General features: G+C 64.6%; 9 protein-coding genes. 2 read left to right on the top strand and 7 right to left on the bottom strand.

The genetic code is table 11. The features are described 5' to 3' along the window. Positions 1-255 precede the first annotated feature (255 nt). Together LLH00_07625 and LLH00_07620 are read left to right on the top strand one after the other, a co-directional pair. Positions 256-1137 (top strand): 3-hydroxybutyryl-CoA dehydrogenase, encoded by an 882-nt coding sequence (locus LLH00_07625; GenBank protein MCE5271137.1) that lies wholly within the window; start codon positions 256-258, stop codon positions 1135-1137. A gap of 74 nt (positions 1138-1211) precedes the next feature. Then, positions 1212-2420 (top strand): acetate kinase, encoded by a 1209-nt coding sequence (locus LLH00_07620; protein MCE5271136.1) that lies wholly within the window; start codon positions 1212-1214, stop codon positions 2418-2420. Positions 2421-2475: 55 nt separating this feature from the next. Here the strand turns inward: LLH00_07620 and LLH00_07615 are convergent, their stop codons facing one another. The 7 genes from LLH00_07615 to LLH00_07585 form a co-directional block, all read right to left on the bottom strand. Next, entirely contained in the window at positions 2476-3951 is a 1476-nt protein-coding gene (locus LLH00_07615) for a hypothetical protein (protein ID MCE5271135.1), read from the bottom strand. Between the two features lie 29 nt (positions 3952-3980). Further along, positions 3981-5318, bottom strand: a complete 1338-nt coding sequence (locus tag LLH00_07610) for a glutamine synthetase family protein (GenBank protein MCE5271134.1) — start codon at positions 5316-5318, stop codon at positions 3981-3983. Continuing rightward, the gene (locus tag LLH00_07605) at positions 5311-6258 is read right to left on the bottom strand and encodes a sugar phosphate isomerase/epimerase (protein ID MCE5271133.1); all 948 of its coding nucleotides are present in this window, start codon (positions 6256-6258) and stop codon (positions 5311-5313) included. Before LLH00_07605 ends, LLH00_07610 begins: the two co-directional genes overlap by 8 nt. A 3-nt stretch (positions 6259-6261) precedes the next feature. After that, entirely contained in the window at positions 6262-8604 is a 2343-nt protein-coding gene (locus tag LLH00_07600; protein MCE5271132.1) for a hypothetical protein, read from the bottom strand. A gap of 177 nt (positions 8605-8781) precedes the next feature. Then, a complete protein-coding gene (glnA, locus tag LLH00_07595; protein MCE5271131.1) occupies positions 8782-10194 on the bottom strand; it encodes a type I glutamate--ammonia ligase in 1413 nt (470 codons plus the stop codon). A gap of 180 nt (positions 10195-10374) precedes the next feature. After that, positions 10375-11046, bottom strand: a complete 672-nt coding sequence (locus LLH00_07590) for a response regulator transcription factor (protein MCE5271130.1) — start codon at positions 11044-11046, stop codon at positions 10375-10377. A gap of 130 nt (positions 11047-11176) precedes the next feature. Continuing rightward, on the bottom strand, positions 11177-11710 hold the full coding sequence (locus LLH00_07585; GenBank protein ID MCE5271129.1) for a macro domain-containing protein: 534 nt from the start codon (positions 11708-11710) through the stop codon (positions 11177-11179). Positions 11711-12015: the final 305 nt, after the last annotated feature.

Raw genomic sequence — 12015 nt, 5'->3', positions numbered from 1 at the left:
AGGGGCCTCCGGAGGCGGCAGGCCGATCTTACTTGACTTTCGTACGGAGGCTATGTAGCTTATAGCCGGGTGCGTTAAACTCATTAATTTAGGTTAATTACGTTGTGCCAACCGGTAGTTTCCGCCTCTGATGCATCTATATTCTGCCGAACGAGAACACTCTGCCTTACCGAATACGGAAGCACATCCGCGTGAGAGCCGGACGGCGGCGGCGGCGCAACGACAGAAGCCGATAACATTACAAAGGACCCCTTGATGAATGAAGGCAGCAAGTATTTAATCGACAAAGTCGGGATCATCGGGACGAAGAAAAAAGCGCAGCAGATCGCCGAGACCGTATCCTCCGCCGGGATCGAGGTGGTGCTGTACGGCCCGACCGAGGAGGACTGCCAGCGCGCGATCAACGGCATCTCGGAGTCGATAGACCGGGAAATCCAGCGCTGGGGCATGACCGCCTCGGACAAGCGCGCGATCCTGGCCCGGATAAGCACCACCACGGACATGGACAAGGGTGGCGAGTGCAAGGTGGTGGTAGAGGCGATGGGCCTCACCCTGGACGAAAAACGGGAATACCTCCTGAAAGTCCAGAACAACTGCCCCAAGATCGAACTCTACATCATCCACATCAGCACTCTCAGCGTGACCGAAATCGCCTCCTCCAGCACACTCAAGAAAAAAGTCTTAGGCATGCATTTCCTGGAGCCTGTACCCAAGACCCCGGTGGTGGAGCTGGTGCGCGGCATGGCCACGGACAGCCACACGGTGGAGCTGGCCAAGGAGTTCGCCCGCCGTCTGGGCAAGACCAGCGTGGAGGTGTTCGAGTACCCGGGCTACATCACCACCCGCGTGATCCTGCCGATGATCAACGAGGCCATGTTCGTGCTGATGGAGGGCATTGCCTCGGCCGAGGACATCGACACGGCGATCAAGCTGGGGTTCAACATGCCGATGGGCCCCCTGGCCCTGGCCGACCAAATGGGCCTGGACGATATCCAGCGCCGGATGGAAAACCTCTTTCACGAGCTGGGCGAGCCCCAGTTCCGTCCCTGCCCGCTGCTGAAGAAAATGGTGCGCGCCGGACGGGTCGGACGCGCCTCGGGAGAGGGTTTCTTCAAGTACGAAAAGAAAGAGGATTGAGCCGTCCCCTCCCGGGCGGAACCGGATAGACATAGAGCGTAAAGTGTTCGGACCCAACACAGGAGCAAATATTAATGCTGATTTTAGTCATCAATTGCGGCAGCAGCAGCGTAAAATACCAGCTTATCAACACCGAGAGCGGGGTCTCCCTGGCACGCGGCGGCGTGGACCGGATCGGCATGTCCGGGGCGGTGATCTCGATCAGCCGGCATGACGGCTACAGCGCCAAGTTCGGGGCCGAAATCCTCGACCACACGGTGGCCATCGAGCAGATACTGATCTACCTGGTGCACCCGAAACACGGGGTGATCAAGGACAAGTCCGAGGTGGACGCCGTAGGACACCGGGTGGTGCACGGCGGCACGCAGTTCACCGAGAGCGTGCTGATCAGCGAAGAGGTGATGGGCAAGATACGCCAGTGCATCGACCTGGCCCCCCTTCACAACCCGCACAACATCCGGGGCATCAATGCCTCGCTCCGCAACCTGCCGGGCATTCCGCAGGTGGCCGTTTTCGACACCGCTTTCCACAGCACCCTGCCGGCCAAGGCGTTCCTCTATCCCCTGCCCCTGGTGCTCTACCGCCGCTACGAGATTCGGCGCTACGGGTTCCACGGCACCAGCCATTATTATGTGGCGCGGCGGGCCGCCGACCTGCTGGGCAAGCCGAAAAGCGAACTCAAGATCATCACCGCGCACTTGGGCAACGGCTGCAGCATCACCGCGGTTGACGGGGGCAAGAGCGTGGACACCTCGATGGGCCTCACCCCGCTGGAGGGCCTGGTCATGGGAACCCGCTGCGGAGATATCGACCCCTCGATCATCCTGCACGTAATGGGGCGCGAGGAGCTGACCCTGAGCGAGGCCAACACCCTGCTGAACAAACACAGCGGGCTGCAGGGCCTTTCGGGCATCTCCAGTGACATGCGCGACCTGATCTCGGAGATGGACAAAGGCAACGAGCAGGCCCGCACCGCGATCGAGGTTTACTGCTACCGCCTGAAGAAGTACATCGGGTCCTACGCCGCGGCCATGGGCGGGGTGGACGCCCTGGTGTTCACCGCCGGGGTGGGAGAGAACAGCCCGGTGATCCGCAAGCTCTCCTGCGAGGGGCTGGGGTTCCTGGGCCTGGAGGTGGACGACGCACTCAACGACGCACCGGAGCGCGGCGAGCGGCTGATCAGCCCGGAGGGCACGCGGGGCAAGGTGATGGTGATCCCGACCAACGAAGAGCTGGTGATCGCCCGCGACACCGAGCGGATCGTGAACGAGATGGAAAAGTAGAGCGGTTCCGCAATACGCGACGAATGCAAAGGGGGTGCGTTGAAGCCGCACCCCCTTATTTTTTTCCGGCCCCTTTTTTCCCTTCCGCGGGCGAGGGTCTCGACGGTCCGGTCTCCTCCTCGCTCTCCGGCGGCGGATAGACCGCCAGCAGGGCCAGGACATCCACCGCGGTGAAGCGGCTCTCGGTGCCGCGCTCCCGGATCATGCGTCTCAGGGCGGCCATCACCGCCGGCGGGAAGAACTCGGGCGGCAGACGGGTCAGGCGGCCGAGGATCGCCTCCGGGTGCTCCTGAAGCATGCGCGGGTTGCAGATCGCCAGGACCATCTTGCGCTGGAACACCTCGGCCAGGTGCTCCAGGTCGCGGTACAGGTTGAGCAGCCCCACCTGGCGCTTGAAATTCTGGATGAAGCGTGGCGTGAGTTCCTGGTTCTCGCGCAGGCGGCGCACCAGCGGCACCGCAGTCTTCAGGTAGAACTTCATGAGCAGGTCCAGGTAGCGCAGCGGCGCGCCCAGCACGAACCTCTCGGCGTGGGCCAGCACCACCGGGACCACCTCGATCAGGCTCTCGTCCTCCAGCTCAGCGGTGTCCAGGCTGGCCAGCAACCGGTAGCCCTGGGTCTTGAAATCCAGTTCTCGCACCACCCGGCCGGTTTTCTTCGACAGCAGCTTGCGGTTGGCCCGCTCCCCGATCTGGCTGAAAAAAAAGCGCAGCTCCAGCAGGTCCTCGTAATCATTGGTCGCGTCCATCAGGCTGTCGGCCAGACGGAGGGCGCGGCGGGCGAACTCGAGGCGTAGCGCGGCCGTGTCCATCGTGCCGGCCTCCTCGCGCAGGACCAGCAGGGCGCGGTCTTTCTCGGGCGAGGGAGCCAGGCGCTCCAGCAGGTCGGGCACGCGCACGGCCAGCAGGTGGTGGTAGGCGGTCAGGTCGCCCGGGTCGCGGACTGACGCGGCCAGGGCCAGGGCGCGCCGCAGGAACGGCTCCAGGGACGGGGTGCGTTCCAGCTCGCGCTGGATGAACCCGAACGCGGCATCCAACTCCTCGAGGCGGTCCAGCTCGGGCAGGCGGGCCTCCAGGGCGCTCTGGCAGCGCTCGGCCAGGTCGCGCAGGGCCAGCAGCGGAAGGGGCTCCACTGGCAGCGGCAGACGGGCCAGCAGGCGGGCGGCCCAGAGGTCGGGGTCGCGGCGCGCCTCGGCCAGGCTGGCCTGGGCGGCGCTGGCGGCCAGGGAGCGGACACGGGTGGGGTTCAACAGCGGGGCCTTGAGTGCGATCACCTCGCGGCGCAGCGCGTCCTGAAGACGGGCCTGGAACTCGGCGCTGCGGCGCAGGAGGTTCACCTGCTCGGGCGGCAGGCGGCGCAGCAGGATCAGGTTCAGCCGTTTCTGGCCCGAGTTAAGATACTCGAGCAGGCTGTCCTTGGTCGGACGGGGAGCCGTGTCGCCGCCGGCGCGGCAGAGCTCGACCAGGACATCCTCCAGCACCGCGGACAGGGCGCGCCGGGGTGAGGACCCGGCGGCGGGACGCTCAACCATTCAGGGGACCCTCCCGGCCGGCGGACGGCTCAGAGCAGCGGCAGGTAGCGCTCCATCTCGTATTCGCTGATGTGCTGATGATAGTTTCGCCACTCGATTTTCTTGTTCTGGACGAACTTGTCGAACAGGTCATCCCCCAGCGCCTTGCGCACCAGCTCGCTTTTCTCCAGCAGGCGCACGGCGTCCAGCAGGTTGTCCGGCAGGCGGTCGATGCCGCGGGAGACTATCTCCTCCGGGCTCAGGCGGGTCAGGTCCTCCTCCACCGCCGGGGGCAGCGCGTAGCCCTTCTCGATCCCCTCCAGCCCGGCGGCCAGCATCACCGAAAAGGCCAGGTAGGGGTTGCAACTCGGGTCCGGGGCGCGGAACTCCACCCGCACCGACTCCTTCATGTGTGGGTTGTAACGCGGCACCCGCACCAGGCTGGAGCGGTTGCGGAAACCCCAGGTCACGTTGACCGGGCTGTCGTAGCCCGCCACCAGGCGCTTGTAGGAGTTGACCCACTGGTTGGTCACGGCCACGATCTCGGGGGCGTGGTGCAGCAGCCCGGCGATGAAGGCCTTGGCCAGGTCGGAGAGCAGGTCGGGGTCGTTCTTGTCGTAGAACAGGTTGCGCTCGCCCTGGAACAGCGACTGGTGGATGTGCATCCCGCTGCCGTCCTGGTCCTGCAGGGGCTTGGGCATGAACGTGGCGTAGACTCCGTTGCGCAGGGCCACCTCCTTGACCACCAGACGGTAGGTCATGGTGCTGTCGGCCATGCTCAGGGCGTCGCCGTAGCGCAGGTCGATCTCGTGCTGGCTGGGGGCCAGCTCGTGGTGGCTGTACTCGGTGGGGATGCCCATTTTCTCGAGGGTCAGCACAGTGTCGCGGCGCAGATCGCTGGCCACGTCCAGGGGCGTCAGGTCGAAATAGCCGCCACAGTCCAGGGTCTCGGGCTTGGGCGAGCTGTTGCGGAAATAGAAGAACTCAATCTCGGGCCCCACATAGTAGGTGTAACCCATCTTCTTGGCGCGCTGGAGGTTGCGCTTGAGGACCCGCCGCGGATCGGACTCGTAGGGCGTGCCGTCCGGCCAGACGATGTCGCAGAACATGCGCGCCACCGAGATACCGTCCCCGCTGGTTCTCCAAGGCAGCAGACAGAACGTGTCCGGGTCGGGCCAGGCGACCATGTCGCTCTCCTCGGCCCGGGTGAAGCCCTCGATCGAGGACCCGTCGAAGCCCTTGCCGTTCTCCAGGGCGTCCTCCAGCTCCTCCACGGTTATCGCGAAGCTTTTCAGGTAGCCTAACATGTCGGTGAACCACAGGCGGATGAACTTGACCCCGCGCTCGCGGGCCGCCCGCATGACGTACTGCCGGCTGTCCTCATGCATGTTCTGTTCCCCCGGATGCGGGCTTGCCGCTGGTTGAATCCTCCGCCTGAGCGCCCCCGCCCAGGAAATAGCGCCGGGCGAAAGCGCAGGCCTCCTCGAAAATGCTGCTCGGCCGACCCCGCCCGTCCAGCTCCAGCACGATCATCCCGCTGAAAGCCGGAGCGCGCAGCGCCTCGGCCAGGCGGGCCATGTCGAGGCCGCCCGTGCCGGGCACCAGGTGCAGGTCGAGATGGATGTTGGCGACATTGTCGTTCAGGTGGACCGAGCTGACCCGGTCGCTGCAGGCCTCCAGCTCGGCCACGGCATCGCTGTTGTTGAATATCACGTGGCCGGTGTCGATACACAATCTCAGACTGCTTCGTCCCGAGGCGGCGATGAAATCGTACAGCTCGCGCACCTCCCGGCCGTAGCGGCGGTTGCGGTGGGCCGGCATGTTCTCCAGGCCCAGGACGAACTCGCGCTCGGCGGCCAGGTCGGCCAGGCGCAGCAGGCTTTCCTGGGTGCGCTCCACCATCTCGCGGTACTCACGGTCCGAACTGTCCCGGCCGGCTGTGAACGGGTGCACCACCAGATGGTGCGCGCCCAGATACTCGGCCTGGTCCATCGATTCCTTGACCAGGGCCTCCCAGGCGCGCATGCGCTCGGCCGGCGGGTCGCCGAACTCGCCCACCGTGAACGGGGCGTGCACCGAGACCACCTCCAGGCCCAGCCGCCGCCGGCAGAGCTCCACCTCTTCGATCACGATGTCCGGGTTGCGCGGGTCCAGGTGCATGTTGTTGCCCCAGACCTCCACGTTGCGGAACCCGCCCGCGGCGATACGCTCCAGCGCCTCGATCAGCGGCTTCTTGATGAAGCTGGTCGTGGAATAGACCAGCCGCCGCCCGCCGAACACCTCATCGATAATCTCTGCGGCCCGCCCGTGTGCAGCTTTCCCTGACAATTCTCACTCTCCGGTCTGAACCGTGCCGGAATTATCCTCACGGTAACGGCGGACTTTCTCATCCCAGTCCACCACCCGCAGCACCGCCTGGCGGTGCTTTTCCAAATCCTGGGCCAGCTTGTCCTCGCCGCCCAGGGGGTAGCCCATGCGCCGGGCCAGGAAAGCGAATTCCTCGCTGCCCTCGGCCGGGACCACCAGGTCGCGGGCGTGCCCGCGCAGGATACGCAGGGCGTTGATCAGGTGGCGCAGGAAACGGTGCGCCTCGCGCAACGCCCGGTAAGTGGCCTCATCCAGATAACCGCCCGCGTGCAGGGCCTTGAGCGCGGCCCGGGTGCCGGTCAGCCGAACCGACTGGTCGGCCGCCCCGTGCTCCACCTGCAGGTGCTGCACATGGTATTCGATGTCCACCAGGCCGCCGCGGCTGAACTTGGCGTTCCAGGCCCCGGGGACGACGAACTCCTCGAGCTGGCGGTTGCGCAGCCGGTACAGCTCCTCGATATTCAGCGCTCGGCCGCTGTAGACAAAACTGTCGCGCACGGCCAGCACCCTGTCGCCCAGGCCGGAGTCGCCGGCGATGAAACGCAGCCGAACCAGGCACTGGCGCTCGAAGTCCCAGGCCGGGCCGCTGTCGCTGTAGTATTCCTCCACCTGGCGCAGGGTGCTCGAGAGCGACCCCTGGTTGCCGTAGGGGCGGAACCGCAGGTCCAGCTCGAAGATGCCTTTTTCCTTCGAGCGGATCGTGCGGATGATCTGCTGGGCCAGCTTCTCGTGGTACTCGCGGTTGGAGATCGCCTCGGCGCCCGAGGTGCGCCCCTTGCAGGAGTGCACGAAGAGCAGCTCGATGTCCGAGGCGTAGCCCAGCTCGCGTCCTCCGGCCTTGCCCAGGGCGAACACGGCGAAACGGCAGGGTGTGCCGTCCTCGCATACCGGATGTCCGTATCTGCGGCTCAAGTCGCTGTGGCAGATACGGTAGGCCGCCTCGATCACCACCTCGGCCAGGTCGGTCAGCTCACGGCTGAACTCGGTGAAACTGTCGATCTTGTCCAGGATGTGCCGCATGTCGATGCGGAACATCTCGCGGTCCTTGAAGCTGTTGAGCGCATCCGCGGCCGCCTCGTAGCTGGTCTGGCCGACCAGGGCCATCTCGCACTCGGCCCACATGGTGGCTTTGTCCTTGTAGCTCTCCAGTCCTTCCAAATCCGCGATCACCGGCAGGAGGTTCTCATACTGGATACGGAGAAAATCCTCCCACAGAAAATTGCTCGTGCCGAACAGGCGGGCCAGGGCCTCCATCACGGTCTGCTCGTTGAAATCCAGCAGCTTCAGGCCCTGCGCCCCCGGAGCCTCCTGCTCCGCGTAGATGCGCTCGACCAGGCGTTCGAAGTTGTTCAGGGCCATGGTCGGGTCGGGGCTGCGCACCAGCAGGTGCGAGAACTGCTTGACCAGCGCGACGATGAACCGGAGCTGATCGGTGCGCCGCTCCCCGGTGATCTTCGCCCCCTGGCGGTCGGTGATGAAGAAGCGGTCCTCCACCTTGCCGCCGCGGGTGCGGATACGGATGTTGCGGATATCCACCCCGCGCATGGCCAGGGCGTTGGTGAACAGGTAGAGGAACGCCGGGGTGTCGTCCGCCCGGATGTCCATCACCGTGTAGCGCTCCGAGGACTCGTTGTCCAGCTCGACCCGCACGGGCAGGAGCTTGTGCTCCGCCTCGTGGCTGGCGCGCGACAGGTACTCAATCACCCGGGCGTTGACCTCGCGGCGGGCCTGCTCGACCTGGCCCTGCTGCAGCATCCCGGCCAGACTGTCCAGACGGCGCTCCAGCTCGTCCCAGTCCGGTTCGGCGCCCAGCACGTGCACCGTGAAGTTGTCGACAATCTTCTTGCGCCGCAGGAACGCCGCCTCGGGGCTGTCGGCGGCGGGCTGCGGACGGCGCACCCGGCGCGAAAAGCGCAGGTCGAAACGCGAGGGCACGGCGGCAGCGCTGTCGTCCCGGGTGCTCTCGGCGTAGGTCCAGACCTCGCCCGAGACTATGCTCAACCCCTGGCTGGCCAGGCAGCCGGCGATGAGCGAGAAAATCCCCTGGTGGTCGAAAGCCACGGCCGTGATTTCCCAGACGCCCGCCTCCAGACAGTGGCGCAGCAGGCGGCAGTGCCGTCCCTGCCGCAGTTCGGCCACCGCGGCGATATGCTCGGCCACTCGAGACTGGTCGTAGCGGGTCAGGTACTCCGTGTCCAGGCGCGCCAGGTGGTCCTCGATCAGCCCGGCTCCGGAGGCCGGGACCAGGCGCAGAAGACCCGCCTTAAGCCGCTCCATCTGTCCGCCGTTGTCTGCGGCCTGGCTCATCGGAACTCCCGGTCCGGGTGCGTGGTGGCCTGTCCGTTCCTGAGGGAACAGTATCCTTGCCCCCAGATAATAACAGACGGATCGCGCCTTTACAACCCAAATGCGGGAAAAGGAAAGCCGCGGGCTTCCCTTCAGGGGCGCCCGCGGCTGACATTCCGTTGAGCCTTGCAAACCGGATCAGATATCGTAATACAGGAAGAACTCGTACGGATGGGGCCGCAGGGCCATGGCCTTCACCTCGTTCTTCATCTTGTAGTCGATCCAGGTCTCGATTACGTCCTCGGTGAACACGCTGCCCTTGAGCAGGTAGTCGTGATCCTTCTCCAGGGCCTTCAGGGCCTCTTCCAGCGAGCCCGGAGTGGTCGGGATCTTGGCCAGCTCCTCGGGCGGCAGGTCGTAGATGTTCTTGTCCATCGGGTCGCCCGGGTCGATCTTGTTCTGGATACCGTCCAGCACGGCCATCAGGATGGCCGAGAAGGCCAGGTACGGGTTGCAGCTCGGGTCCGGGCAACGGAACTCGAAGCGCTTGGCCTTGGGCGACTGGCTGTACATCGGGATACGGACCGAGGCGCTGCGGTTACGGCTGGAGTAGGCCAGGTTGACCGGGGCCTCGTAGCCCGGCACCAGACGCTTGTAGCTGTTGGTGGTCGGGTTGGTGATCGCCAGCAGGCTGGCGGCGTGCTTCAGCACTCCGCCGATGGCGTACATCGCCATCTCGCTCATGCCCGCGTACCCGTCGCCGGCGAACAGGGGCTTGCCGCCCTTCCACAGCGAGGTGTGCACATGCATGCCGGAGCCATTGTCACCGTACATGGGCTTGGGCATGAAAGTGACGGTCTTGTTGTGCTTGCGGGCCACGTTCTTGATGATGTACTTGAAGCGCATCAGGTGGTCGGCCTGCTTGACCAGCGGGGCGAAACGCATGTCGATCTCGGCCTGGCCGGCGGTGGCGACCTCATGATGCTGGCACTCGATGTCCATGCCGGAGGCGATCATGGTCATCATCATCTCGGAACGCAGGTCCTGCTGCGAATCGGTGGGCGGGACCGGGAAATAGCCCTCTTTGTGGCGGGGCTTGTAACCCAGGTTCGGGCTCTCCTCGCGGCCGCTGTTCCAGATGCCCTCGACCGAATCCAGGTAGTAGTAGGCGCTGTGGCTGTTGGCGTCGAAACGGATGTCGTCGAAGATGAAGAACTCGGCTTCCGGCCCGAAAAACGCCGTGTCGGCCAGCCCCAGCGACTGCATGTAGCGCTCGGCTTTCTTGCCGATGTTACGCGGGTCACGGGTGTAGTCCTCGCCGGTCACCGGATCGCAGATGTTGCAGATCAGGTTGATCGTCTTCACTTCCATGAACGGATCGATGAAAGCGGTGTCGGCCTCGGGCTTGACCAGCATGTCGCTCTCGTTGATCGCCTGCCAGCCGCGGATCGAGGACCCGTCGAAACCCAGCCCCTCCTCGAACACCTTCTCATCCAGCTCGCTCACCGGAACCGAGAAATGCTGCCACATTCCGGGGAAATCCATGAAGCGCAGATCGACGACCTTGACGTTCTCTTTCTTGATGAGCTCAAGAACCTCTTTCGGTCCCACAGGGTCCTCCCGTTCTGGAATCGTTGTTCCTTTTGACCACCACCGGGCTTTTTCCCGGTGGAACACCCCACAGCCCGCGCTCGGGCTTCTGAAGATTATGTCCGAATAATATAAGGCTGAATTGTTACAGGAATGTTTCGCAGCGATTAAATCACTATTAACTGCCGGTCCGGGCTGCGCTCAGCCGACAAAACGGTAGCCCACCGAGCGGACGGTCTGGATGTAGGATTTGCCCGTGGCTTCTATCTTCGAGCGGATACGTCTGATGTGGACATCCACCGTGCGCGGGCCGCCGTAATAGTCCTCGCCCCAGACCCGGGCCAGAAGGTGACGGCGGGTGCAGACCCGGCCCTTGTGCGTGGCCAGGTAGCGCAACAGCTCGTATTCCTTGAAAGTGAGGTCCACGGGCTGGCCGCTCTCGGTGACCTCGTAGGTGGAGAGGTTCAGCACCAGGGCCCCGGCGCGCACCTCCTGGGTGGGATCGACCTTGTGGAAACGCCACATCAGAAGGCGCAGGCGGGCGGCAAGCTCGGGGCTGCGGTAGGGAACCAGGAGTATTTCATCCACCAGGCGGCAGTAGTCCAGGCGCTCCAGCGTGCGCTCATCCGTGACCAGCAGCACCGGCACCTCGGTCAGCACCCGGTCGGCATCCAGCATGCGCGCCAGCTTTTCGAGCGCCTCGGGCTTGCGTCCGGCCAGCACGAACAGATCCACCAGCTCGATGCCGTCCAGGCCGGGGCCGCCCCCGGCCTCGGGCCGGGTGACCTCGTTGTCCAGCTCTGTCAGCTCGGCGGCCAGACGGCCGGCCAGCTCATCCTCGCCGGCTGGGGCCAGCAGCATCAGTCTGTGCATTCAGCTCTCCGTAAAGGGCGCATGGGCGGGACCGGCTGTCAGTCCCGGCGGGCCGGTTCGGAATCTCAATGCATAAACTGCCAATCTAACACCCGGGCGCCGATCACGAAACAAATATTTCAAACCCGGCTCAAACTGTCAGCTCATCCAGCGCCGTGGCAAAGGTTTCCAGCGCCGCGCTGTCGAAAAGGCAGAACGTGACCGCCCTCAGCGAATGCCCCCCCTGCGTGGACAGGTAGTCCGCAGTGGTGCGGAGCATCAGGCGCGCCGCCCGCTCCAGCGGAAAGCCGAAGATGCCGGTTGAGATGGCGGGCAGGGCAATGGAGACCAAGCCCCGGCTGTCGGCGAGCTCCAGGGCGCTGCGGGTGGCCGCGGCCAGCTTGCGGTCCTCCTCGCCCTCGCCCCAGCGCGGACCCACGGCGTGGATCACGTAGCGGGCCTTGAGATTCCCCCCGCCGGTAATCACCGCGGTGCCCACGGGCGTTCCGCCCAGGGCGTCGCACTCGCGCTGGATGCTGTCTCCCCCGGCGCGGCGGATCGCCCCGGCCACGCCGCCGCCCAGCACGAGCGCGCTGTTGGCCGGGTTCACGATCGCGTCCACCTCCAGGGTGGTGATATCCGCCTGCAGAAGGTTCACCCCGGTCGAACCGAAGATGCGCTCCATGACAACCTCCTTTGTCCGCTTTCGGGTGGCGTGAGTTTTTCTTCTGGAATATCTATAATATACCGAAAGAATCCGGGTCCAAAAATATGTTTGCTTGTTACATGTCGCTGGGTCGGTACATCCTCGCCCGGCATTTGTTTCGTCCTTTCGGTCATGCCCAGCATTGTCCGGTTAGGAACTTGCAGTTTGAAGCTGACCGTCTCATTTCTGCTTTGGTTTCGGCCAAAGCAGCAAAGCCAGCGGGGGCCGCGAACTCGTCCAAACCGCGACTCTGCGTCAATCTTAAGTGTTTACGGAGTCTTAAT

The sequence above is a fragment of the bacterium genome, from assembly GCA_021372515.1.
GTDB lineage: Bacteria > Gemmatimonadota > Glassbacteria > GWA2-58-10 > GWA2-58-10 > JAJFUG01.
The sequence above is the reverse complement of the archived record's forward strand: the minus strand, read 5'-3'. Positions and strand labels throughout refer to the sequence as shown.